The organism is Leeuwenhoekiella sp. W20_SRS_FM14, assembly GCF_052119605.1.
Taxonomy (GTDB): Bacteria; Bacteroidota; Bacteroidia; order Flavobacteriales; family Flavobacteriaceae; genus Leeuwenhoekiella.
This window is the reverse complement of record NZ_JBGQOK010000006.1, coordinates 74,179-98,374: the sequence shown is the minus strand read 5'-3', so window position 1 is coordinate 98,374 and position 24,196 is coordinate 74,179. Positions and strand designations below refer to the sequence as shown.

Genomic DNA, 24,196 nt, shown 5'->3' with positions numbered 1-24,196 from the left:
CTATTCTCGTTTACGTCTGAAAAAGGAAAGTATAAAAATGGCCACTGCTGGAATAAAAGCCATTTTAGCCAGATAATCTCCGTATGAGGTATAAAATGTAATTTCATCGTTCTTATTGATGATACCTTTTAAAGATTCTCCCAGGCCGTAGCCTAACTCTTTTTCAATCTCTCCTTTTTGATTTATAATTGCTGAAATACCAGTGTTTGCACTTCTGGCGATGCTTCTTCGATTTTCAATAGCTCTTAATCTTGCGTAATTGAGATGTTGCTTGTGGCCCTGAGTATCTCCCCACCAGGCATCGTTAGTGATAATTGCTAAGAATTGAGATCCTGCATTTACATAATCTGTAACAAAATCTCCATAGACAGATTCATAACAAATAACTGGTCCTACTTTAGTGCCATCTAATCCGGTAAAAGCAACTCTGTTTTCCTGTATGGTTTTCATAGAAACAGTTCCACCCAGATCAATCATTACGTCACCAAGTAGCGGCTTTAAAATACTTTGATACGGAAAGTTTTCTACACCTACGACCAATTTACTCTTGTGATAAATTTGCGATTTACCAGAACTATTGAGTAAGAAGGCTGAATTGAAAAAATCTGCCCATAAGGGATTTCCTAAGCGATCGTTACCCACATAATTACTCGTAGGCAGCAAGTCACTTTCTTTTGTATATAATCTGTAAAACTGAATACCTGCCAGGTAATTTAAATTGGGATAATTCTGTAAAAAATCTTGTGCTCTTTGTTTTTCGGCACTGTAATCAAAATTCCTAAGGTCTACGCCGGCACCCTCTGCGAGAACGGTTTCAGGAGCGATTAAAAATGCTGTTTCGGGAGTTAGAGCCTCTGCAGATTCTTTAAAAAGCAAATCGGCTATGCGTTCATTTGTTGTATTGTATTTTTCGGTATACGGGTCAATATTAGGTTGCAGTAAAACAACTTCTACAGGATTTTTTGTTTCAGTATAAGAATTGTAAATAAACTGACTCAGAGTAATTGGCACTATGATAATTGCAAAAGCCAGTACCAGTCTGCCATATAAGAACTTTCTGTTTTTAATTTCAGAATACTGTAAAAGCGCTTTGTAAAGGAGCACATTTGTAATTAACACCCACAACGTTCCGCCAAAAGTCCCCGTATACTCATACCATTGAATCCAACCCGTATTCGTGGCAAAAGCATTACCCAAATTTAACCACGGCCAGGAAAAATCCCAGTTGAGGTGTAAAAACTCAAATAGCATCCAGGTAGCTATTAAAAAAATTAGGCTGAGGTTTACGGTAAATCGTTTTGAAATACGCGCATATAAAAGCCAAACAAAGGTCATTAATAAGGAATTTGCCAAAACAGCAAACCACATCCCAAACCCCGTAGAGTTGTAAAGCCACCAGGTTGTTATAATATTAAATGTGAAAAAACATAGGTATGCAATACTGAAGATTTTTAAGTTGGCTCGCTTTGTATTGTATTTGATATAGTTATGCGTAGCCCACAATAGCGGTACAAAACCAATGAAAAGCAATACCGGAAAACCGTAGGTAGGCCAGGCAATTGCTAATACTAATCCTGAGGTGAGCGCTAATAAAATATTTTTCATAATGTGATTAAAAATAGTGCTGCAAGTTAAGATTTCGTTCTTTTTAAAATCAACCGTGTTAAAGGTGTTTTAAAAGTAATTAGAACGGTCTGCAATCTCATTAAATTACCTAAAAATTTAAAATGAGTATTTTAATAACGGGAGCAACAGGACTTGTGGGCCAGGCACTAACAAAAAAATTACAGAGCCAGGGAGAATCTATTCACTATTTGACAACGAGTGCTAACAAAATAGAAGATCACAAAAATTATAAAGGCTTCTTATGGAATCCTAACAAATTTGAGATTGATACAAAATGTTTTGAAGGAGTTACGTGTATTTTACATCTTGCCGGAGCAAGTATTGCAGAACGATGGACAGATGAATACAAAACTAAAATTATAGAAAGTAGAATAAATACGGCGCAGCTACTTTTTGACACCTTAAACGAAACTGAAAATAACGTAGAACATTTTGTATCTGCGAGTGCAATAGGTGCATATCCTTCTTCAAAAACAATTAATTACTCAGAAAGTTTTGAGACTTATAACCCCAGCTTCTTAGGGGAAGTTGTCGAAGTCTGGGAAGCTGCAGCAGATAAGTTTAAAGAATTAGAAATTAAAGTATCTAAGATACGTATAGGAGTAGTGCTTGCTAAAGATGGTGGAGCATTAGAAAAATTACTTCAGCCAATTAAAATATACGTAGGAGCGCCATTAGGTGACGGTAAGCAGTGGCAATCCTGGATACATATTGAGGACCTTGCAGCAGTATTTACTTTTGTGGTGTTAAATCAATTAGAGGGTGTTTATAATGCAGTAGCTCCATTTCCTGTTACAAATGAGGCAATGACTAAAGAGGCAGCTTCTATCCTCAAAAAACCTTTGTTTTTGCCTAATGTGCCCGCTTTTATGCTCAAGATAATTTTAGGAGAAATGGCTGCGATAGTTTTAGAAAGTCAGAAAGTGAGCTCAAAAAAGATTGAGCAGCAGGGTTTTGATTTTAGGTTCAAAAAACTAGATGTTGCATTACAAGATTTATTGGCATAAAAAAACCCGGCATTTGCCGGGTTTTCAATTTGTACTTAAAGAGAATTACATTTGTTGGTTAGCAACAATCGTAAATTCTAATTGAATATCGTCATTGATAAATTTATCACCTAAATTGTCAAATACAGACTTTGAACCATAGTTCACACCCCACTCCGTACGATCTATTGTAAAAGGCTCAGACTTCAACGTCATAGTATTGCCAGCTACTTCATACATAACAGGAAATTCAATATTCTTTTTAGATTCTTTAATCGTTAAGTTTCCAGACATAATTTTTTTACCGTCTTTTTCAGTAACACCAGTTATTTCAAAAGCAGCAGTAGGATATTTTTTTACGTTAAAAAAGTCACCTTCTTTACCTTCAACGGTCCCTTTTAAGTGGTCTTCAAGATTTGCTTTTTGATCACCTTCTAAATCTGTAACAACTATAGAAGTCATATTGATTAGAAAACTTCCGCTAATCTCATCTCCTTCTAAACGTACTACACCAGATTCTGCAGCAACAGTTCCCGTATGTGTCCCTGTAGGTTTTTTACCTTCCCATTTAATAGTTGAGGCATCTTTATCTAACATAAATTTTGATGCTTCCTGAGAAGCTTCAACAACAGTTTCTGCTTCAGCAGCATCAGTTTCATTCTTTGCTTCATTCTTGCAAGAAATGAAAGCTGTAACAAGCACAGCCATAGTAAAAAGCGTGTAAAATTTCATCTTCATTGTGTTTACCTTTAAGTGTTAATTTAAGCAATCAAATTTATAAGATTGTACGAGATAACCTCTTAAATAAACGATAAATTATACCTGTGACATTTTGACATTTTAATAATGTTGGCAGCAATTTTGCCTATGCAAGAGAAATTATGACAAAATGAGTTCAGAAAATAGAGAAGATATTATAAATGATCAGGAAGATCTTAACGTAGAAACTAATTTAGAGGGAACAGAAGTTTCTGAAGATGAGTTAACTGTAGAAGATCAAATAGCTAATTTACAAGTTGAATTAGACAAAGAGAAAGATAAGTTTCTAAGACTTTTTGCTGAGTTTGAAAATTACAAAAGACGTACTAGTAAAGAACGCGTTGAGATGTTTAAGACAGCAGGGCAAGAAGTTCTGCAGGCTATGCTTCCGGTACTTGACGATTTTGACAGAGCGGCAATTGAAATTCAAAAAGCAAAAGATAAGAATCTTCAAAAAGGAGTAGAGCTTATTTCAAATAAATTAAGAGAAACTTTAAAATCTAAAGGTCTTAAAGAGATGGAAGTTTCTGCAGGCGATGTTTTTAATGCAGATATACATGAAGCAATTACTCAAATCCCAGCTCCTAAAGACAGTCTTAAGGGTAAGATTGTAGATGTTGTTGAAAAAGGATATGAGTTAGGAGATAAAATTATTCGTTTTCCAAAAGTGGTTACAGGTAAATAATTTGTAATTCAGGTAAGCGAAACATAGAATTTTAAATTTTGAAGAGAAGATTGGGATGAAAGAAGATTATTACGACATATTAGGATTGAGTAAAGGCGCAACCGCAGCTGAAATTAAGAAGGCATATCGTAAAAAAGCGATACAGTATCACCCCGATAAGAATCCCGGTGACAGTGAAGCTGAAGATATGTTTAAGAAAGCAGCAGAAGCGTATGAGATTCTAAGTGATGAGAATAAACGTGCACGTTACGATCAATATGGTCATCAAGCCTTTGAAGGGGGTGGCTTTAATGGGGGTAACATGAATATGGATGATATCTTCAGCCAATTTGGTGATATTTTTGGCAGTGCCTTTGGCGGTGGCGGTTTTGGCGGCGGCTTTGGTGGTGGCGGTCAGCGTAGAACTAAAGGGAGTAACTTACGTATACGTGTAAAACTTACATTGGAGGAAATCGCTAATGGCGCAGAGAAAAAAATTAAAGTAAAACGTAAGAAGCAGGCTAGCGGAACTACTTATAAAACGTGTTCTACCTGTAACGGGATGGGGCAAGTTACTCGTGTCACAAATACGATTCTAGGGAGAATGCAAACAGCCTCTCCTTGTACAACTTGTGGAGGTAGTGGTCAAATTATAGATTCTAAACCGGCAGATGCAGATTCTCAAGGTATGCTTACCGAAGAAGAAACGGTATCAATTAAAATACCTGCTGGTGTAGTTGACGGGATGCAACTTAAAGTTACAGGAAAGGGTAATGAAGCACCTGGTAATAATGGTATTTCTGGTGATTTACTGGTTGTAATTGAAGAAGCGGCACACGATACCTTAAGTAGAGAAGGAGATAATTTACATTATGATTTATATGTGAGTATTCCTGAAGCTGTTTTAGGAACCAGTAAAGAAATTGATACCGTTACTGGTAAAGTGCGAATTAAAGTTGAAGAAGGAACTCAAAGTGGAAAGATTTTACGCTTACGCGGAAAAGGTATTCCTTCTATCAACGGGTATGGTAAAGGAGATTTATTAGTACATGTCAACGTATGGACACCTAAGAACTTAAGTAAAGAACAAAAAGAGTTTTTTGAAAATATGCTTGATGATGATCACTTCTCTCCTAAGCCACAACAAGAGGATAAATCATTTTTTGAGAAGGTAAAAGACATGTTTTCGTAGATATTAAGAGCTTATTAAGAAAAATGTGTATATTTGAATATCACTAATCACTAGTTAGTGATATTTTTCTTTTTCATAGCAATTTTTTTCCCATCCTTGATGCAAATTAAGGGTGGGTTTTTGTTTTAGGCCTATTTTGATAAAAAGGGTTTAGGGTTAAATCTGTAAAGAATGTTTGAGAATGCTTAGTATTTTAGATGCTGGCGTACTAAATAAATCATAAGAAGTCTACAGGCTTTAATCATTTCAATATCTTTAAACTTTATTTCTGTTTCTATGACAAACCTGCTGGTCGCTGATAATATATACAAGAAATACGGCAATTATACCGCACTAAACGATCTTTCTATATCAATTCCCAAAGGAAGTATTTTTGGATTATTAGGACCTAATGGTGCCGGTAAGACAACACTTATACGTATCATCAATCAAATTACGATGCCAGATTCTGGTACCGTACTTCTTGATGGGGAGCCTCTTGACCCTAAGCATATCGCAAATATTGGGTATATGCCAGAAGAGCGTGGCCTTTACAAGTCAATGAAAGTAGGTGAACAGGTGATTTATCTAGCACGTCTTAAAGGTTTAAGTAAGGCTGAAGCTAAAGAACGCAGTGAATACTGGTTTGAAAGACTGGGAATGATGACCTGGTGGAACAAAAAAATACAGGAGTTGTCTAAAGGGCAGGCGCAAAAAGTTCAATTTATAGTGACAGTTTTACACCAACCAAAATTGTTGATTTTTGATGAACCTTTTAGTGGTTTTGACCCTATAAATGCAACACTCATAAAAGACGAAATTCTCAAACTAAGAGATGACGGCGCAACCATTTTGTTTTCTACACACCGTATGGAATCTGTAGAGCAGATGTGTGATCACATCGCTCTTATTAACAAAAGTAATAAGATTCTAGACGGAAAATTATCTGACATTAAACGCAACTACCGAACGAATACCTATGAGATAGGTTTAGAAACACGTGATGATAGTTTAGTTAGTTTACAAAATCTAGAAAAAACATTACTACCTGAGATGGCGGCACACTGGGAAGTGTCACCGGCCTATTTTAAAACTATTAATGAAAATGATCTGAAAATGATCGTGAAAATTCCGCAAGATTTAAAGTCAAGAGATTTGCTTTTTTATCTTTCAGACAAAGCAACTATTAATCATTTTGTAGAGGTAATACCTACGGTTAATGACATTTTTATTCAAACAATAAATGCAGATTAATGGGAGCACTAGGTTTAATTATTAGACGCGAGTATAAAGCCAGAGTCACAAACAGATCATTTATTATAATGACGTTTTTGAGTCCGTTAATTGTGGTGGGTATGATTTTGCTCATTACGTATCTAACTCAGGTAAATGAAGCTGGTAAGCGCACCATAGTTGTTGTTGATGAGAGCGGTTTATTTTATAAAGAATTTGAAAGTACCGAAAGTATAGATTACGTTGATTTATCGCCTGCAGGTCTTGCTGTTGCAAAAGAGCAGGTAGAAGATAACAATTATTTTGGTTTACTTTATATACCCGGTAATATTAAGAAAAACACCTCTGGTGTGCGTTTTTATGGTAATGAGGCTCCCGGTTTTGCTACTTTAGAAAGTATAGAAAGCCAGATATCGTCAAAACTTACAAATGAGAAATTATTAGATCGTGGGGTAGATCTTGATATGATAGATGAGTCTAAAACATCTATATCTGTGAGTATTGAGGATTTTGAAGGAGAGCGTACTTCAAAAATATCTAATTGGATTAAGGCAGGCTTTGGTGGTGGCGCTGGTTATTTGCTGATGATGTTTATCATCATTTACGGTAATATGGTAATGCGTTCTGTTATTGAGGAAAAAACCAATCGTATAATTGAAGTTATAATTTCTTCAGTAAAACCATTTAAATTAATGATGGGTAAAATTATAGGTACAACCCTTGCCGGAATTACTCAATTTATGATTTGGTTATTAATAGGTGGTGGTTTACTTATATGCTTAACCTTATATCTGGGGCTAGATCCTACTGCTACAAAAACTCCTGTAGGCAATATGGCGGCTACAGATCTTGATAAAATAGAGTTGATTCTCTTAGATATATTGAGATTACCATTACTTAAATTGGCTGGCTTTTTCTTAGTTTATTTTATAGGAGGTTATTTTTTATACAGTTCTATTTATGCTGCTATAGGTGCAGCTGTAGATAGCGAAACCGATACACAGCAATTTATGTTGCCTATTATTATGCCACTTATGCTGGCAATTTATGTAGGATTTTTTGCGGTAATTGATAATCCTGACGGCTCTGTTGCGACTACATTTTCAATGATACCATTAACATCGCCTATTGTCATGTTAATGCGTATACCTTTTGGTGTGCCGTGGTGGCAGCTAGCGCTTTCGGTAAGTATATTAATAGGTAGCTTTCTGTTTACAGTTTGGTTTGGTTCAAAAATATATAGGGTAGGTATTCTTATGTACGGTAAAAAACCAACTTATAAAGAAATTTTAAAGTGGATTAAGTACTAAAATGATTCAGGAGAACGTAAAAGAAACGGTTAAGGACGGGGCAGAAAAAGTAAAAGATGTTATTCAGGAAGATATCTGGGGAACAATTTTAGATTTTTTGTCACTGGGTTTCCATTTTAAAAGTGGTGGAAAAACCATAGACCTTACCATAGGTCATTTACTTCTTGTTGTTTTAGCCTTTGTTGTAGCCACAGTGGTACTCAGACTCATAAGAAGTTTGATTACCCGGAAAATGGATTTGGAGAATGAACTCAAGTTTAAAAGTATCTTCAAATTTATAAGATATCTGGTTTACTTAACTGTAATTCTGATAACGCTTAGTGCTTCTGGAATAGATGTGACGGTATTACTCACCGCTTCTGCAGCCCTTTTTGTAGGTCTGGGTTTAGCTTTGCAAGATTTATTTACAGACATTATAGGCGGTATTTTTATTATGCTAGACAAGTCACTTAGTGTAGGTGATGTAGTCGAGATAGAAGGTAAAGTAGCTCGTGTTTTTGAAATAAAGTTACGTACCACACGTGCGTTAACCCGAGACGATAAAGTTATTATTATACCTAATCACAAGTTTATAAGTGATATTGTGTTCAACTTTACGCAAAACCACAGAACCACACGGGAAGCTGTTAAGGTGGGGGTTGCTTACGGTAGCGATACAGAACTGGTAAAAAAAATTCTTTTATCGTGTGTGATTGAGCAAAACGGTGTGCTAAAAAGCCCAAAACCTTTTGTGCTGTTTGAAGATTTTGCAGATTCATCATTAGCTTTTGGAGTTTATTTTTTTATTACAGATAGCTTTTCAGACCCAAGAATTAAAAGTGAAATTCGTTTTCGTATAGATAAAGAATTTAGAAAAAACAATATTACTATCCCGTTTCCGCAGCGCGATATTCATTTTTATAAAACATCAGAATTAATAAACAACCCCTTAAATGATTAACAGACTTATAATAAGTTTAATCGTATTAGCTGCTGTAACCAGTGTACAGGCGCAGAGCACAGATATTGCACGTGTTGAGTATATGTATGTGCCGTTTAGTAATTCTCAAAATAACGTGGGGCGTTTTCGCGCATTGTTACAGGTTCCTATTCCATTAGATAAGGAGTTAGATAAGATACTAGTTGCAGGCTTTGAGTACCGAAATACCAATGTTGATATTAATGATCCTGTTCCTGTAGGTTTCAATCTACAGGAAGTGGGCACGCTTCAACAAATTGATGGCTATTTAGGATATACCTGGAAATTTAATGAAAACTGGCGCTTTGGTGTGAAAGCTGGAGCTCGCATTAGCTCAAATCTTCAGGATGGTTTGGTTTCAGACGACTGGATTTATACAGCTTCAGTCTATGTGATTAATGATATGAAAGATGCATCTACCACAAAGCCATACAGATGGATTTTTGGTCTTGATTATTCAACCACTCCCGGGCGTAACTACCCGCTTCCGCTCGTTAATTATTATAGAGAGTTTCACCCTAACTGGACTTATACTTTGGGAGTGCCAAAAACAAATGTGCGTCATTACTTAAATGACGATCATAAAGATGCCTTGCAGGCCTTTGTAACCTTAGATAACTTTTTTGCAAACATCCAGAATAATATGGTGATAGATGGTCGTACTGCAGAAAATATCTCAATGACTATTGTTATGGGAGGTCTGGGTTATGAGCATTTCTTTACAAAGCATTTGTTATATTACGCTTATGCGACTCATTCAATTAGCAATGATTTTAGATTGCGTAATAATGAGCGCGACGATATATATACTATAAATAGTGACAATACATTTTACTTTAGATCTGGAGTAAAATTTAAATTTTAGAAATGGCAAAGATTTTAATTATTGAAGACGAGGCTGCAATACGCAGAGTTCTTAATAAAATTTTATCTGAAGAAAGTAAAGACTATCAGGTTGAAGAATCCGAAGATGGTCTTGCCGGAATGGAAAAAATAAAGGATAGCGACTATGACCTAATCTTGTGTGATATAAAAATGCCGAAGATGGACGGCGTTGAAGTTCTCGAGGCAACAAAAAAAATCAAGCCAGAAATACCTATAATTATGATTTCGGGTCACGGCGATTTAGATACTGCAGTTAACACAATGCGTCTGGGAGCTTTTGATTACATTTCAAAACCACCAGATTTAAACAGGTTACTCAATACAGTTCGCAATGCTTTAGACCGAAAAAATCTCGTTGTCGAAAATACTATGCTTAAGAAAAAAGTAAGCAAGCAGTATGAGATGATAGGTGAGAGTGACGCGATTTCAAAGATAAAAGAGATTATTGAAAAAGTAGCACCTACTGAAGCACGCGTTCTTATTACCGGCCCTAATGGTACAGGTAAAGAGCTTGTGGCACACTGGCTACACGAAAAGAGTGAACGCGCAAAAGGCCCGATGATCGAGGTTAACTGTGCTGCAATACCTGCAGAATTAATAGAAAGCGAACTTTTTGGTCATGTAAAAGGAGCTTTTACATCGGCGAATAAAGACCGGGCTGGAAAGTTTGAGGCAGCTAATGGGGGAACTATTTTTCTTGATGAGATAGGAGATATGAGTCTTTCTGCTCAGGCAAAAGTTTTGCGGGCTTTACAAGAAAGTAAAGTGTCTCGGGTAGGTAGTGATAAAGATATAAAGGTTAATGTACGCGTACTTGCGGCGACTAATAAAAACCTGCAGCAAGAGATCGCAGAGGGTAGATTTAGAGAAGATTTATACCACAGACTTGCTGTGATTTTGATTCCCGTTCCTGCACTTAATCAGCGCCGTGATGATATACCATTATTAATAAATCACTTTACAAATAAAGTAGCAGCCGAGCAAGGCACAGCTTTAAAGGTATTCACGCCTAAAGCGATAGAAAAATTACAGGAATACGACTGGACCGGGAATATACGAGAGCTGCGTAATGTAGTTGAGCGTCTAATTATTCTGGGCGGTAGCGAGGTTTCTGAAGATGATGTAAAACTTTTTGCCAGCAAATAACTAATTATGAAAGCAGCAGATTATCAAGTTACAGCACCTGTAAAACTCAAGGATAGAAAGACTTACGAAGACTTTGGCAAAAAAAGCGAACTCGAAGATGATCTTGACGAAGTGAGCAAAGCGATTGCCGAAATACAAAATGCAATGTATGCACACGGTAAATATGCAGTTCTTATTTGTATTCAGGGGATGGATACTGCCGGTAAAGACAGCCTCATACGGGAGGTATTTAAAAATTTTAATGCACGGGGCCTTGTGGTGCACAGTTTTAAAGTACCCACAGAGTTAGAACTCAATCACGATTATTTATGGAGACATTATATCGCTTTACCTGCACGTGGTAAATTTGGTATTTTTAATAGAACGCATTATGAGAATGTTCTGGTAACGCGTGTGCATCCTGAATATATTCTAAGTGAAAAGCTTCCGGGTATACACGAAGTTTCAGATATCGATGAGGCATTCTGGGAAAAACGTTTTGAGCAGATCAATAATTTTGAACAACACATCGCAGAAAACGGAACGATTATTTTTAAGTTCTTCTTACACCTTTCTAAAGAAGAGCAAAAGAGTAGATTATTACGCCGTCTTGACAAACCTAATAAAAACTGGAAATTTTCCGCAGGAGATTTAAAAGAGCGCAAATTGTGGGATACCTATCAAGAGTATTATGAAGATGCTATTAATAAAACTTCAAAATTTCACGCTCCCTGGTATGTGGTTCCTGCAGATGATAAACCAACTGCCCGTTTAATTTTAGCAAAAATAATTTTAGAAAAACTTTCTCAATACAAAGATATTAAAGAACCAGAATTAGATGCTAAAACAGCATCTAATATAGATGAGTATAGAAAACAACTGGAGTCTGAAGATTAGATTTTAAGATTTTAAATGATAGTTAAATCGCTTCTTTTGAAGCGATTTTTTTATTTAAAAGAGATTATGACACAAGAGTGTCTTATTTTTAAAACTCAACTCAAACACATTTTATTTTGAAAAGAATTTTCCTTTTGGCAACTCTGTTTGTAGGTAGTCTTTCTGTTTCCGCGCAAGCGACAAAAGATTCTACTCAATTACGTGATTTCTACGATTTAGCATTATTAAGTGGTAACAGTTATGAGTGGTTAGATGCATTGTCTAATGAGGTAGGACCACGATTAAGCGGAAGTAAAGGAGCAGAAAAAGCTGTAGAATGGGCAAAGGCAGAACTCGATAAATTAGGTCTTGATAAGGTTTGGTTACAGCCGGTGATGGTTCCTAAATGGGAACGCGGAGCACCAGAAAAAGCGCACATCGAAGGATCTGATGGTAAAATTGAAGTCCCTGTTTGTGCATTAGGAGGTTCTGTTGCTACACCAGATAGTGGGATTACAGCAGAAGTAATAGAAGTGCAGGGATTAGAAGATTTAGCAAATTACGGGGAGGCAAAACTTAAAGGCAAAATAGTTTTTTATAATCGCCCTATGCAGGCAGATTTAATACAAACGTTTTCTGCTTATGGCGGTTGTGTAGATCAGCGATATTCTGGCGCACAGGAAGCTGCAAAATATGGTGCAGTGGGCGTGATTGTGCGCTCTATGAATTTAAGAATGGACGATTTTCCGCATACGGGTGCAATGTCTTACGGCGATTTGCCTAATGATAAAAGAATACCTGCAGCAGCTATAAGTACTAATGGTGCAGCGCTTTTAAGTAAAATGCTTAAGAAGAATGATAAGACTCAGTTTTATTTAAAAATGAACTCAAAAAACTTTGAAGATGTGCCTTCTTTTAATGTTATAGGAGAGCTTACCGGTAGTGAGAAGCCTAATGAATTTATGGTTATAGGTGGGCATTTAGATTCCTGGGATCTTGGAGATGGCAGTCACGATGATGGTGCCGGCGTGGTTCAAAGTATGGAAGTTTTACGTTTAATGAAAGCTGCTAACTACACCCCAAAACACAGCATTCGTGTAGTTCTTTTTATGAACGAAGAAAATGGTCTTCGAGGCGGAAATGAATATGCCGCAGTGGCTAAGAAAAAGGGCGAAAACCATGTCTTTGCACTAGAAAGTGATTCTGGTGGGTTTACGCCCAGAGGTTTTTCTTTTGATGCAGATGCTGCAAATTTTGCTCAGGTAGAAAGTTGGATTCCATTATTTAAGCCGTATTTAATTCATTATTTTGAATTAGGTGGCAGCGGTGCAGATATAGGCCCATTGAAAACGGAAGGTATCGTTTTAGCCGGTTTACGACCAGATTCACAACGCTATTTTGATTATCACCACGCAAGTAATGATACTTTTGATGCAGTTAATAAACGAGAATTAGAGTTAGGAGCGGCTACAATGACCAGTCTGGTTTATTTGTTTGACACCTATGGGGTGATTCCTGTTCAAAAATAAATAGGCGTAGTTTTTTTATTCTGAAAAATCTTTTACAACCCTATGGTAAGTCATATTGTAAGTACTTATGATGTTAATCTTGCTAGAACGCAGAAGGGGATAATAGATATACGTGATTGATATATTTATTCTATATAAATGAGAGAATTTAGTCTGCGTGAGGGATAGCAGCAAAAAGCCCACAGGTAAGCGATAGCGAGCCGCGGACTTGAAGCGTATAGCCCGACCCAAAGGGTCACGCCCAACACATTTTATAGCAAAATATTCCTGTTAAACTTCTTATAACTAGAGACCTCGTTTTTACGAGGTCTCTTAATTTTGAGTACATCCAAAACAAACTAACCATGGCAATTTTAGGCGCACTTATTAAAGGTATAATCGACATTTCAGATAAGATAATTCCAGAATCAAATCCTATTGAGGAGCAGGAAGTAGTTTTGAAAGAATTGTTAGAAAAAGCCAAGAATACACAATTTGGGCAGTTTTACGGTTTTGAAGCTATTTTAGAGTCAGAAAATCCGATTTTAAGCTTTTCTGAGCAAATACCTTTTTTTGACTATAACAGCCTAAATGAAGAATGGTGGTCTAAATTACACGAAGGCGAAGTAGATGTGACCTGGCCCGGTACTCCAGATTATTTTGCACTAAGTAGCGGTACAACCGGGAAAAGTAGTAAGCGTATTCCGGTAACAGATGAAATGATAGAAGCAATACGCAACGCGGGTATTAAGCAAGTAGGAGCTTTGGCGCATTTTGATTTAGAAGCAGATTTTTTTGAGAAAGATATTATGATGCTGGGTAGCTCTACTGATCTGGCTAAAAAAGATGGTCACGAAGAAGGCGAAATAAGTGGTATTAGCGCAAGCCGAATTCCATTTTGGTTTAAAGGTTATTATAAGCCGGGTGAAGATATTGCGAAGATTGAAGATTGGGATGAACGCGTGCAACATATCGCAGAAACGGCGGAAGAGTGGGATATAGGGGCCTTAAGTGGTATCCCTAGCTGGATTGAATTAATGTTGGAAAAAGTTATTGAGCATCACAAACTCAATAATATTCACGAAATCTGGCCAAATCTTCAGGTATATACTTCTGGAGGTGTAGCTTTTCAGCCTTATGAAAAAAGCTTTAATGCGCTATTAGGAAAGCCAATTACGGTTATCGAAACCTATTTAGCTTCGGAAGGATTTATTGCATTTCAAGCCAGACCAGAGACTGATGCCATGAAACTGGTCACCAATAATGGTATCTACTTTGAGTTTGTGCCAATGAATCCTGATTATATTAACGAAGACGGATCAATCGTGCAGGACGCTCCTGTTGTAGGTCTGGCAGATGTAGAAGAAGAAAAAGATTATATCTTAATCATATCTACAGTTTCTGGTGCCTGGCGCTATCTTATAGGCGATACCATTGCGTTTACTGATAAAGCAAGAGCCGAAATCAAAATTACCGGCCGTACCAAGTTTTTCTTAAATACCGTGGGATCACAGCTTTCTGTTAATAAAATGGAAGCTGCAGTACAGGAGTTAGAGGAAGCTTTTGATATTAAGATCCCAGAATTTACGATTGCTGCAAAACGTAATCCTGAAGATGACGAGTTTTATCACTATTGGTATTTAGGCACCGAAACTACAGTTTCTAATGAGGAACTTGCAGAAAAGCTAGACGCAAGTTTACAAGAGGCAAATAAAAATTATGGTGTGGCCAGAAGTAAAGCCTTAAAAGGTGTTTTTGTAAAAACCGTTAAGCCCGAAGTTTTTTATGAATGGAGTGGTGCCAATAAGAAAAAAGGCGGTCAGGTTAAAATGGAAAAGGTAATGAACGAAGAGAAGTTCGCCGAATGGGAAGCTTTTGTGAAGGAGCACGCTCAAGTTTAGAATATAAAGATTAAATGAGAAAAATTCCTATTCTGCAAGAGTAATAGGACTTTTTTTATTTTAGTAAACATTTGATGTTATACGTTGAACACCACAATTAATCATTATTGATAAGTTGCATTATCTCTTCGGGAGAAAGATAGAGTCGTTTAATTCGTGCCTTATACGCTTTAGAAATATGCGCGTGATTCAAAATAAAATCTTTGGTTTTTAAAATGTATTCTCCCATACCGTGCGCTACGGCAAAGGTGTCTGCTGCACGTTCTGCTTTTTTAATAAACTTAGGAAAGTACAAATATTTAATGCCGAACCAAATCAAGCCCAAACTGCTGCGCTCTCTATAATCCATAATATGACCTAGTTCGTGTCCTATCCAACCAATTAAAACTTCAGAAGGAATGTCTGTAATCTTAAAAGACTCCTGTTCAATTTTTACTTTTTTACTAATAAAAATTACATAATCTCTTCTTTTACTTGGTCTTAAAAGGGATTTAAAAACAGGCTGTGCCTGCATTGTAGACTTTTTAATATCATCCTTAAATTTAAAAGCGATTGCGGTTTTAGTCAATTGCGGATAAAAATTAAGTGCAATTTTGACTTCATCCTCAATACTTTTAGGGATTTCTTTATTGTGATAATCAGATTCATTTTGCATAGTTTAACAAAGTTAATGATACCTCCCACTAAGGGCTGTTAAGGCTTCTGTAAATTAATGTACCTGTATAGCTCAAAAAGCAGGTGATTAGAGTACACGGCTATATTAATCTTTAAGCTTACTTTTGCATTCTTTTAAAAACCGCTGTTTTGTTAGCTAATTATACAAAAGAATTTCGTCAAAATTTAAAGATTGCTTACCCCGTAATGCTGGGGCAACTGGGTCATATTCTGGTTGCTTTAGCAGATAATATAATGGTAGGTAGGCTAGGTGCAGCTCAGTTGGCTGCGGTTTCTTTAGGTAACAGTCTTATTTTTATAGCTCTTTCTTTAGGTATAGGTTTTTCTTTTGCGATAACACCCTTAATTGCAGAGACAGATGGTACGGGTAATACAGAGCTGGGAAGAAATTATTTTCACCACGGCATTGTAATGTGTGCACTTAATGGAATCCTCTTGTTTGTTTTGCTGCTCTTTGCAAAACCCATTCTGTATTATTTAGATCAGCCGGTTGAGGTTGTAAAACTCGCAATCCCGTATATGGAGATTGTTGCGTTCTCACTAATACCCTTAATGGTTTTTCAGGCATTTAAGCAATTTGCAGATGGGCTCTCAAACACACGCTATGCTATGTATGCGACTATCGTGGCAAATGTGGTTAACGTGTTTTTTAATTTTATACTTATTTACGGTTTCTGGATTTTTCCTCGACTAGAGCTTGTAGGTGCTGCATACGGCACGCTGATTTCACGCTTTTTTATGCTGTGGATGCTGTATTATATTTTAAGTAAGAAAAAGAAATTTAAGCCGTATTTTATCTGGACCAGGCGTAAGGCTTTTAAATTACCCATATTTAAAAAGTTGTTTGATCTGGGTTTTCCTACTGCAATGCAGATGCTTTTTGAAGTGTCTTTATTTACCTCGTGTATTTTTCTATCTGGTATTTTAGGTACAAATGCACAGGCCGCAAACCAAATAGCGCTAAATCTTGCGGCGATGACTTTTATGATTGCTGTAGGCTTGGGTGTAACTGCAACGATACGCGTGGGGAATCAAAAAGGAAAAGGTGATTACGTTAATATGAGACGTATTGCCATTTCTTTATTTCTACAGGTTTTTCTTATTGAAGCGGTATTTGCTATTGGCTTTATTTTACTAAAAAATATACTTCCTGAATTTTATATAGATAATCTTGAAGTGATTATTCTTGCATCCCAATTGCTTATAGTTGCAGCCTTGTTTCAGTTAAGTGATGGTTTGCAGGTAGTGATTTTAGGAGCTTTGCGCGGTTTGCAAGATGTAAATATTCCAACAGCAATTTGTTTTGTAGCCTACTGGTTAATAGGATTTCCGGTGGCCTGGTATTTTGGGAAAGCAGATATGATGGGAAGTCAGGGTATTTGGTACGGCCTACTCGCAGGATTAAGTGCTTCAGCGATCCTGTTGTATATTCGGTTTAATTATTTAAGCCGAAAATTAATACGGAATGCTTCCGCAAAACTAAAATAAGGACTAAGTTGATGAATGAATTGCTAACCGATAAAACTTTTGAAGGACACAATTTTGTTGAAAACTGTATTGTTGCAGATTTTGAAGATTGCGTTTTTAAAAGTTGTTTTTTCGCGAAAGCTAAATTATCAAACCTCAGTTTTACGAATTGTACTTTTGAAAACTGCGATCTAAGCGGTGCGAACTTACACAAAGCTGCATTTCAGGATTGCGAGTTTATTTCCTGTAAAATGCTGGGGATGGGATTTGAAGCTTGTGCTTCCTTTTTATTTCAGATTACGTGTGACAGTTGTTTGTTGAATTTTAGTAACTTTTATAAAGTTGATTTGACAAGTTCGCAGTTTATAAAGTGTCAGTTAAAAGAGGTAGATTTTACTGAAGCTAATCTTTCTGGTATTTCCTTAACCGAATGTGATCTTTCAGGTAGCACATTTGAACAGACAAACCTGCAAAAAACAGATTTTTCTTCGGCATTAAATTATACACTAACCCCTGAGCACAATAAAGTAACCGGTGCTATATTTAGTAAAGAAGGCTTGCCTGGTTTACTCAATTCTTATAAAATAAAAATCGTATAATTTGGATCCTGAAAAACTTATAGAACTTGCGCATTATAAAATGCCTTTCGGAAAATATCAGGATCGCTATTTGGTAGAGCTTCCTGAACCTTACTTCACCTGGTTTCGGCAAAAAGGTTTTCCTGAAGGTAAATTAGGGATGATGATGGAGCAGATGTATGAGATAAAAGTGAACGGACTAGAAGAGCTCATCTATAAAATTAAACGTCAATATCCTGCACCTAAGCCAAAAGCGAAGCCAAAAAAATAATAGCCAAATCGGTTAAAAAGGTTCGCCATTAAATACCTACCTTTGCATCCCGTAGATGTGCTCATAGTGTTAAAGTGAGCATAAAATAATCAAGATATAGATGGCAGATACTAAGTACATCTTCGTCACGGGCGGGGTTTCTTCTTCATTAGGTAAAGGTATTATAGCGGCTTCCTTAGCAAAGTTGCTTCAGGCACGTGGTTACCGCGTTACAATTCAAAAATTAGATCCATATATAAATGTTGATCCGGGTACGTTAAACCCTTATGAACACGGGGAATGTTACGTAACCGATGACGGTGCAGAAACAGACCTTGACCTTGGGCATTACGAGCGTTTTCTTAACGTAAATACGTCACAGGCTAACAACGTTACTACCGGGCGTATTTATCAAAGTGTTATTGAGAAAGAACGTCGTGGAGAATTTCTTGGTAAAACTGTACAGGTTGTTCCTCATATTACAAATGAAATAAAAGAGCGTATTAAGACTCTGGGTAATACCGGTGATTATGATATTGTTCTTACTGAAATAGGTGGTACCGTAGGTGATATTGAGTCATTGCCTTACATTGAAGCGGTGCGCCAGTTAAAATGGGAGTTGGGCGATGAGAATGCTTTAGTAATACATCTAACCCTCGTTCCATATCTTTCTGCAGCAGGAGAATTGAAAACAAAACCTACGCAGCATTCTGTTAAAACATTAATGGAAAGCGGTATCAAAGCAGATATTCTGGTGTGTAGAACGGAACACGAATTAAGCGATGATTTACGTGAAAAACTCGCATTATTTTGTAATGTGCGCAAAGAAGCGGTAATTCAATCTATAGATGCATCTACCATTTATGATGTGCCTAATATGATGCTTGAAGAAGGCTTAGATACCATTACACTTTCAAAATTGAATCTTTCTGCAGATAATGAGCCGGTGTTGACACGTTGGAATGAGTTTTTACGCAGACATAAAAATCCAAAAGCCGAAGTTAGAATTGGGCTTATAGGTAAATACGTAGAGCTTCAGGATTCTTATAAGTCTATTTTAGAAGCGTTTATTCACGCAGGAGCAGAGAATGAAGTGCGTGTAAAGGTTGAGCCTATACATTCAGAATTTATTTCTCAGGATGTAATAGATACTAAGATTTCAAAACTAGATGGCTTGTTAGTTGCGCCTGGTTTTGGCGAGCGCGGTATAGAGGGAAAAATTAAAGCGGTACAATATGCCCGCGAACATAAAATTCCGTTTTTGGGAATCTGTTTAGGTATGCAAATGGCAGTGATTGAATTCTCGCGTAATGTTGCGGGTCTTAAAGATGCAAATTCTATAGAGATGCAGCCAAATACAACGATGCCTGTAATTAGCTTGATGGAAGATCAAAAAGATCTTAAACATATGGGCGGTACCATGCGATTGGGAGCCTGGGATTGTGAGCTTGTAAAAGATAGTATAGTGTCTGGTGTTTACGGTAAAAATCTAATTACAGAGCGTCACCGTCACCGTTATGAGTTTAATGATGAATACAGAGATCAGTTAGAAAAAGCAGGCTTGAAAGTTACAGGTACTAATCCTAAAACCGGTCTTGTAGAAATTGTAGAAATTGAAGACCATCCCTGGTTTGTAGGAGTACAATATCATCCCGAATATAAAAGTACAGTAGCAAACCCACATCCTTTATTTGTAGCTTATGTACAGGCCGCTGTAAAATACAGTCAGTCAAAAAGTACAGACAATGTGTCACATAACTAATCTATGGGTTTGTTATTGCCTTAAAGCCGTTTGTAGATTTTACCAATACACTATTTCTACGCAAGTTGATTAAAAATTAGTAATACGGCACGTTGCCGCACAATTATGGAAGAAAAGAAGTTTGACAAACAGTCAATGATAGGGTTCCTTTTAATAGGAGCTATTTTACTATTTATGCTTTGGCAAAACCAGCCTTCACCAGAAGAGCTGGCAGCAGAAAAAGCCAAACAAGAACAAATTGATGCAGAGAAAAAAGCCGTAACTCCTGCTGCTACTCAAAATACAGATGTAGCACAAGGAGCTCCTCAAAATGATTCTTTATCTATGGAGCGCTATAAGGCAACGCTGGGGAACTTTGCATACTCTGCAAGTTTGCCGTCTGCTACAGATAATATTACCGAATTTGAGAATGAGGTTTTAGCACTCAAAATAAGTAATAAAGGTGGTTTTATAACTGAAGCACGACTAAAGCAATTTAAAAGCTACGATTCGCTACCTGTTTATTTAATTAAAGACGGAAACAGTAGGTTTAACTTAAACTTCGCTACTACAGATAACAGAACTTTAAATAGCGAGAATATGTATTTTGAGCCTTCGCTAAGTAAGGAAGGAGAAAATCAGGTTCTTTCTATGAAACTGAAAGTTGCTGCAAATGAATATCTAGAATACCGCTACACGTTGAAGCCAGATGATTATATGATGGGTTTCGGTATAAAAACGGTAGGTCTTCAAAGTGTGATCAATACTTCGCAGCCAATAAATTTAGACTGGGAACTTAAAGGATATCGTCATGCTAAAAGTATTAGTTATGAGAATCGTTACACACGTTTAACGTACGAATATGAAGAAGGTGATCACGATAAATTAAGTCAGTCAGGAGAAGATGACGCTATTGAGACAGATGTAGACTGGTTAAACTTTAGACAACATTTCTTTAGTTCTATCTTATTAACAGACCAACCGTTTGAGCAGGTTACCTTTAAATCTCAAGATCTTGTTGAAGACGAGGAAGTAGATACTATTTATACAAAGAAATATGCGGCAGAAATGCTATTAACTCCTGTAAATGGGGAGCTTAATTATGCAATGGATTTTTATTACGGTCCTACAGATTATGAGGTTTTAAATAATTACGACCGCGATATAGATGAGGCAATGCCATTGGGTTGGGGTATTTTTGGTGTAATCAACAAGTACTTAATTATTCCATTTTTTAATTTCTTAATCGCTTACTTCCCTGCAGGAATAGCCATTATATTATTAACGATTTCTATTAAATTACTGTTGTCTCCTGTACAGTACAAGCAATACCTCTCACAGGCTAAGATGAAAGTTTTACGCCCTGAGATCAATGAGATCAATGAGAAGTATGCTGATAATGCTATGAAAAAGCAACAGGAAACGATGAAGATTTATAGCAAGGCAGGTGCCAGCCCATTGAGTGGTTGTATTCCTGGATTGTTGCAAATTCCTGTATTCTATGCGTTGTTTACGTTTTTCCCTTCAGCATTTGCATTAAGACACGAAAGCTTCTTATGGGCAGACGATTTATCGAGCTATGATAAAATTGCAGATCTTCCGTTTTCAATTCCGTTTTATGGTGATCACGTAAGTTTATTTCCAATTCTTGCCTCTATTGCTATCTTTATTTATATGACCATGACAACTGGTCAAAGTATGCAACAAGCGCAGCAACCGGGAATGCCTAATATGAAATTCCTGATGTACTTGTCGCCATTAATGATGTTGTTTTTCTTCAATAACTACGCGAGTGGATTAAGTTTGTACTACTTTATTTCAAACTTAATTACCATAGGAATTATGCTGGTAATCAAAAATTTCATCTTAGATGAAAACAAGATTCACGCAAAAATCGCTACAGCAAAGGCAAAGCCGAAAAAACAAAATCGTTTCACTAAGAAATTTTCTGAAATGATGGAGCAGGCTGAAGCACAACAGAAAAAGAAATAATAGCAAAACCGCATAAAAGTAAAAACCCTTCAAGTAAAACTTGAAGGGTTTTTTATTGCATTTAATTTCAGCTAAATTATTCAGGCATTAGAACACCGGTTATTGCATGAACTACACCGTTTGTACCGGTAACATTAGTAACCACGATGTCATATGTAGCACCAGAACCATCTGTAATAGAAGGCGGTGTTACAGTTGCATCTATACTTAAACCACCACCAGCAAATAATGGAGTGGCAGGTGTAGGAGCAGTAGTACTTAAATCTTCAGCACGTACTGTAGCACCTAGTACATGGTGTCTTAAAATGTTGTCTAATGTACTTGTTGTGGTAGCATCAGAATCCCCTAGAGCCAGGATATCTGCCGCGCTTGTAATGCCATCATTTGGGTCTGCATCAATTAATGCCTGAAAGGCATCATTAGTAGGAGCAAACACCGTAAAAGTTCCGGCTCCAGATAATGTTGCAGCTAAATCTTCCTGCACAACTGCCGCTAATAATGTGGAGAAGTTAGGATCTGCACTTGCAAAAGTAGCAATTGTAGCTTCAGGTATAACAGCATCAACAACGTGTATCACTCCGTTATCTGCTGCTACGTCTGGTGTAGTTACATCTGAAGTTCCATTAATAGTAACAGTTCCATTAGCTACACCTACAAATAAATCGAGGTTGTCACCATCTGCATTTGTAGATAAAGCTTTTACATAACCCGATGTAATTTCAGAAGCAGTGACCGAAGTTCCCAATACGTGATTGAGTAATAAATTAGCAACCACATCACTTGATAGTGAATTTACAGTACTAATTGCAGCAGTTTCGTCTGCCGCACCTAAATAGGAAATAAATGCTGCATCTGTAGGAGCAAATACAGTTAAATCTGTGTTTGTTGTAGTAGATAATGTACCTACAAGATCAGCTTTTACTGCTGCTGCAAGTAGGATGTCAAAATCATCACTGTTAGAAACAATATCCGCAATCGTATTCGTTTCTGGAGGCATTAGCCCATTGTCATCGTCGTCGTTACACGAAATTAAACTTGTTGTAAGTACCATTATAGTAAGTACTTGGAGAATTCTGTTAAATGATTTCATAGTATGAATTTTAATTAGTCCTCAAATTTAGGAGTAGCTTCTTTAAAAAATGTTTAACTAAAAGTTAAAAATATTAAACAAAAATAGTTTTAACTATTTTCTGAAATTTGAAATACCGTTCTGTATCCTTTAATGTTTCGTAATTTTGCATTGGGTTTAGCGACTCAAAAGAACACAAATAGAAGAATATGAAAACCGTTGTTGTAGGTCTTAGTGGAGGAGTAGATAGCAGTGTTTCAGCCTATTTATTGAAGGAGGCCGGGTATAATGTTATTGGCCTGTTTATGAAGAATTGGCACGACGACTCTGTTACAATATCAGATGACTGCCCCTGGCTTGATGATAGTAATGATGCGATGCTTGTAGCAGAGAAATTGGGAATTCCCTTTCAGACTGTAGATTTAAGTGTAGAATATAAAGATCGAATCGTTGATTATATGTTTAGGGAATACGAGATGGGACGCACGCCCAACCCTGACGTACTGTGTAATCGCGAAATTAAATTTGATGTTTTTATGAAAATTGCACTGGAGCTAGGTGCAGATTTTGTCGCGACCGGTCATTATTGTCAGAAAGGTGAAGTTGAGGTTGATGGTAAACCAGTATATCAATTGCTGGCAGGAGCAGATGACAACAAAGATCAATCTTATTTTCTATGTCAGTTATCACAGGATCAACTTGCCAAAACCTTGTTTCCTATAGGTCATTTACAAAAAAGTGAGGTGCGTAAAATTGCTAAGGCCGAAAACCTGGTGACTGCAGATAAAAAAGATTCTCAAGGACTTTGCTTCATAGGTAAAGTGCGTTTGCCAGACTTTTTACAACAACAGTTAAAGCCAAAAGAGGGTGTTATTGTAGAAATCACTGCAGAAAAGGCACAGGAAAAAATAGACATATTACAATCAGAAAATAGAAGTAGCGTTGCTGTTGCTATAACCGATGTAGCTGTATTAGCGCAAAAACCAAAATATACAGTAAACGACGGTAGAATTGTAGGTAAGCATCAGGGAGCTCATTATTTTACAAAAGGGCAACGCAAAGGTCTCGCCGTTGGCGGAACTCCTGAACCTTTGTTTGTTATTGATACTGATGTTGAGGAAAACGTTATTTATACCGGCCAGGGTAAAGATCATCCCGGCTTATTGCGTTCTGCTCTTTATGTTCAGGAAAGTGAAATTCATTACATACGTGAAGATCTTGAGTTACAAATAGGAGAAACACGCGAGGTAGAAGCGCGTATACGATACCGCCAGCCTTTGGTTAAAGCTTGGCTACACAAAACAGAAGTTGGTCTTTACGTATCGTTTGATGAACCACAGGCGGCAATAAGTGAGGGGCAATTTGTAGCCTGGTATGATGGTAACGAATGTTTAGGGTCTGGAGTAATTTCATAAATATCTT

Annotated in this window: 21 protein-coding genes; 17 read left to right on the top strand and 4 right to left on the bottom strand. The window is 36.9% G+C overall.

The features are described from left to right. Window positions 1-1,605: an apolipoprotein N-acyltransferase gene (lnt, locus tag ACEN25_RS11605; RefSeq protein WP_441803059.1), complete on the bottom strand. Its 1,605-nt coding sequence runs from the start codon at window positions 1,603-1,605 to the stop codon at window positions 1-3. Between the two features lie 122 nt (window positions 1,606-1,727). Here lnt and ACEN25_RS11600 point away from each other — a divergent pair, with 122 nt between their 5' ends. Beyond that, window positions 1,728-2,633 (top strand): TIGR01777 family oxidoreductase, encoded by a 906-nt coding sequence (locus tag ACEN25_RS11600; protein WP_441803058.1) that lies wholly within the window; start codon window positions 1,728-1,730, stop codon window positions 2,631-2,633. Window positions 2,634-2,678: 45 nt separating this feature from the next. Here ACEN25_RS11600 and ACEN25_RS11595 read toward each other — a convergent pair whose 3' ends face one another. Next, window positions 2,679-3,344 carry a YceI family protein gene (locus tag ACEN25_RS11595; RefSeq protein WP_441803057.1) on the bottom strand — a complete coding sequence of 222 codons (666 nt, stop codon included), beginning with the start codon at window positions 3,342-3,344 and terminating at the stop codon, window positions 2,679-2,681. Window positions 3,345-3,501: 157 nt separating this feature from the next. On the opposite strand from ACEN25_RS11595, the gene ACEN25_RS11590 reads away from it, so the two are divergent. The 10 genes from ACEN25_RS11590 (at window position 3,502) to ACEN25_RS11545 (ending at window position 15,002) form a co-directional block, all read left to right on the top strand. Beyond that, window positions 3,502-4,056, top strand: coding sequence for a nucleotide exchange factor GrpE (locus ACEN25_RS11590; protein ID WP_441803056.1), 555 nt, complete (start codon window positions 3,502-3,504; stop codon window positions 4,054-4,056). Window positions 4,057-4,111: 55 nt separating this feature from the next. Next, window positions 4,112-5,227 (top strand): molecular chaperone DnaJ, encoded by a 1,116-nt coding sequence (gene dnaJ / locus ACEN25_RS11585; protein ID WP_441803055.1) that lies wholly within the window; start codon window positions 4,112-4,114, stop codon window positions 5,225-5,227. A 276-nt stretch (window positions 5,228-5,503) separates the two neighbouring features. Further along, window positions 5,504-6,460, top strand: coding sequence for an ABC transporter ATP-binding protein (locus ACEN25_RS11580; RefSeq protein ID WP_441803054.1), 957 nt, complete (start codon window positions 5,504-5,506; stop codon window positions 6,458-6,460). Next, complete coding sequence (locus ACEN25_RS11575) at window positions 6,460-7,749, top strand: ABC transporter permease (protein ID WP_028377729.1); 1,290 nt, start codon at window positions 6,460-6,462, stop codon at window positions 7,747-7,749. Before ACEN25_RS11580 ends, ACEN25_RS11575 begins: the two co-directional genes overlap by 1 nt. A gap of 1 nt (window position 7,750) precedes the next feature. Next, window positions 7,751-8,689 carry a mechanosensitive ion channel family protein gene (locus ACEN25_RS11570; protein ID WP_441803053.1) on the top strand — a complete coding sequence of 313 codons (939 nt, stop codon included), beginning with the start codon at window positions 7,751-7,753 and terminating at the stop codon, window positions 8,687-8,689. Continuing rightward, window positions 8,682-9,572, top strand: a complete 891-nt coding sequence (locus ACEN25_RS11565) for a hypothetical protein (RefSeq protein ID WP_441803052.1) — start codon at window positions 8,682-8,684, stop codon at window positions 9,570-9,572. The genes ACEN25_RS11570 and ACEN25_RS11565 overlap by 8 nt, the downstream gene beginning before the upstream one ends. Before the next feature lie 2 nt (window positions 9,573-9,574). Further along, the gene (locus ACEN25_RS11560; RefSeq protein WP_441803051.1) at window positions 9,575-10,738 is read left to right on the top strand and encodes a sigma-54-dependent transcriptional regulator; all 1,164 of its coding nucleotides are present in this window, start codon (window positions 9,575-9,577) and stop codon (window positions 10,736-10,738) included. Window positions 10,739-10,744: 6 nt separating this feature from the next. Then, complete coding sequence (locus ACEN25_RS11555; RefSeq protein WP_441803050.1) at window positions 10,745-11,614, top strand: PPK2 family polyphosphate kinase; 870 nt, start codon at window positions 10,745-10,747, stop codon at window positions 11,612-11,614. 116 nt (window positions 11,615-11,730) lie between these two features. Continuing rightward, the gene (locus ACEN25_RS11550) at window positions 11,731-13,122 is read left to right on the top strand and encodes a M20/M25/M40 family metallo-hydrolase (protein WP_441803049.1); all 1,392 of its coding nucleotides are present in this window, start codon (window positions 11,731-11,733) and stop codon (window positions 13,120-13,122) included. A gap of 344 nt (window positions 13,123-13,466) precedes the next feature. Then, window positions 13,467-15,002 (top strand): GH3 family domain-containing protein, encoded by a 1,536-nt coding sequence (locus tag ACEN25_RS11545; protein ID WP_441803048.1) that lies wholly within the window; start codon window positions 13,467-13,469, stop codon window positions 15,000-15,002. Between the two features lie 97 nt (window positions 15,003-15,099). Here the strand turns inward: ACEN25_RS11545 and ACEN25_RS11540 are convergent, their stop codons facing one another. After that, complete coding sequence (locus tag ACEN25_RS11540) at window positions 15,100-15,657, bottom strand: hypothetical protein (protein ID WP_441803047.1); 558 nt, start codon at window positions 15,655-15,657, stop codon at window positions 15,100-15,102. A gap of 206 nt (window positions 15,658-15,863) precedes the next feature. Between ACEN25_RS11540 and ACEN25_RS11535 the strand changes: the two genes are divergently transcribed. The 5 genes from ACEN25_RS11535 (at window position 15,864) to yidC (ending at window position 21,705) form a co-directional block, all read left to right on the top strand. Continuing rightward, the gene (locus tag ACEN25_RS11535) at window positions 15,864-17,165 is read left to right on the top strand and encodes an MATE family efflux transporter (protein WP_441803239.1); all 1,302 of its coding nucleotides are present in this window, start codon (window positions 15,864-15,866) and stop codon (window positions 17,163-17,165) included. 11 nt (window positions 17,166-17,176) lie between these two features. Then, complete coding sequence (locus ACEN25_RS11530; protein ID WP_441803046.1) at window positions 17,177-17,743, top strand: pentapeptide repeat-containing protein; 567 nt, start codon at window positions 17,177-17,179, stop codon at window positions 17,741-17,743. 1 nt (window position 17,744) lies between these two features. Next, a complete protein-coding gene (locus ACEN25_RS11525; protein ID WP_035899985.1) occupies window positions 17,745-17,993 on the top strand; it encodes a DUF3820 family protein in 249 nt (82 codons plus the stop codon). Window positions 17,994-18,093: 100 nt separating this feature from the next. Beyond that, on the top strand, window positions 18,094-19,734 hold the full coding sequence (locus ACEN25_RS11520) for a CTP synthase (protein ID WP_441803045.1): 1,641 nt from the start codon (window positions 18,094-18,096) through the stop codon (window positions 19,732-19,734). A 105-nt stretch (window positions 19,735-19,839) separates the two neighbouring features. Continuing rightward, window positions 19,840-21,705 carry a membrane protein insertase YidC gene (gene yidC / locus ACEN25_RS11515; protein WP_441803044.1) on the top strand — a complete coding sequence of 622 codons (1,866 nt, stop codon included), beginning with the start codon at window positions 19,840-19,842 and terminating at the stop codon, window positions 21,703-21,705. 76 nt (window positions 21,706-21,781) lie between these two features. Here yidC and ACEN25_RS11510 read toward each other — a convergent pair whose 3' ends face one another. Further along, window positions 21,782-22,795 carry a fasciclin domain-containing protein gene (locus tag ACEN25_RS11510; RefSeq protein WP_441803043.1) on the bottom strand — a complete coding sequence of 338 codons (1,014 nt, stop codon included), beginning with the start codon at window positions 22,793-22,795 and terminating at the stop codon, window positions 21,782-21,784. 188 nt (window positions 22,796-22,983) lie between these two features. Between ACEN25_RS11510 and mnmA the strand changes: the two genes are divergently transcribed. Beyond that, window positions 22,984-24,189, top strand: coding sequence for a tRNA 2-thiouridine(34) synthase MnmA (gene mnmA / locus ACEN25_RS11505; protein ID WP_441803042.1), 1,206 nt, complete (start codon window positions 22,984-22,986; stop codon window positions 24,187-24,189). Window positions 24,190-24,196 lie beyond the last annotated feature (7 nt).

What these genes read in the sequence shown, in the direction of transcription:
- lnt (WP_441803059.1), bottom strand. Translation starts at nt 1,605, where the DNA reads ATGAAAAATATTTTATTAGCGCTCACCTCAGGATTAGTATTAGCAATT.
- ACEN25_RS11600 (WP_441803058.1), top strand. Translation starts at nt 1,728, where the DNA reads ATGAGTATTTTAATAACGGGAGCAACAGGACTTGTGGGCCAGGCACTA.
- ACEN25_RS11595 (WP_441803057.1), bottom strand. Translation starts at nt 3,344, where the DNA reads ATGAAATTTTACACGCTTTTTACTATGGCTGTGCTTGTTACAGCTTTC.
- ACEN25_RS11590 (WP_441803056.1), top strand. Translation starts at nt 3,502, where the DNA reads ATGAGTTCAGAAAATAGAGAAGATATTATAAATGATCAGGAAGATCTT.
- dnaJ (WP_441803055.1), top strand. Translation starts at nt 4,112, where the DNA reads ATGAAAGAAGATTATTACGACATATTAGGATTGAGTAAAGGCGCAACC.
- ACEN25_RS11580 (WP_441803054.1), top strand. Translation starts at nt 5,504, where the DNA reads ATGACAAACCTGCTGGTCGCTGATAATATATACAAGAAATACGGCAAT.
- ACEN25_RS11575 (WP_028377729.1), top strand. Translation starts at nt 6,460, where the DNA reads ATGGGAGCACTAGGTTTAATTATTAGACGCGAGTATAAAGCCAGAGTC.
- ACEN25_RS11570 (WP_441803053.1), top strand. Translation starts at nt 7,751, where the DNA reads ATGATTCAGGAGAACGTAAAAGAAACGGTTAAGGACGGGGCAGAAAAA.
- ACEN25_RS11565 (WP_441803052.1), top strand. Translation starts at nt 8,682, where the DNA reads ATGATTAACAGACTTATAATAAGTTTAATCGTATTAGCTGCTGTAACC.
- ACEN25_RS11560 (WP_441803051.1), top strand. Translation starts at nt 9,575, where the DNA reads ATGGCAAAGATTTTAATTATTGAAGACGAGGCTGCAATACGCAGAGTT.
- ACEN25_RS11555 (WP_441803050.1), top strand. Translation starts at nt 10,745, where the DNA reads ATGAAAGCAGCAGATTATCAAGTTACAGCACCTGTAAAACTCAAGGAT.
- ACEN25_RS11545 (WP_441803048.1), top strand. Translation starts at nt 13,467, where the DNA reads ATGGCAATTTTAGGCGCACTTATTAAAGGTATAATCGACATTTCAGAT.
- ACEN25_RS11540 (WP_441803047.1), bottom strand. Translation starts at nt 15,657, where the DNA reads ATGCAAAATGAATCTGATTATCACAATAAAGAAATCCCTAAAAGTATT.
- ACEN25_RS11535 (WP_441803239.1), top strand. Translation starts at nt 15,864, where the DNA reads ATGCTGGGGCAACTGGGTCATATTCTGGTTGCTTTAGCAGATAATATA.
- ACEN25_RS11530 (WP_441803046.1), top strand. Translation starts at nt 17,177, where the DNA reads ATGAATGAATTGCTAACCGATAAAACTTTTGAAGGACACAATTTTGTT.
- ACEN25_RS11520 (WP_441803045.1), top strand. Translation starts at nt 18,094, where the DNA reads ATGGCAGATACTAAGTACATCTTCGTCACGGGCGGGGTTTCTTCTTCA.
- yidC (WP_441803044.1), top strand. Translation starts at nt 19,840, where the DNA reads ATGGAAGAAAAGAAGTTTGACAAACAGTCAATGATAGGGTTCCTTTTA.
- ACEN25_RS11510 (WP_441803043.1), bottom strand. Translation starts at nt 22,795, where the DNA reads ATGAAATCATTTAACAGAATTCTCCAAGTACTTACTATAATGGTACTT.
- mnmA (WP_441803042.1), top strand. Translation starts at nt 22,984, where the DNA reads ATGAAAACCGTTGTTGTAGGTCTTAGTGGAGGAGTAGATAGCAGTGTT.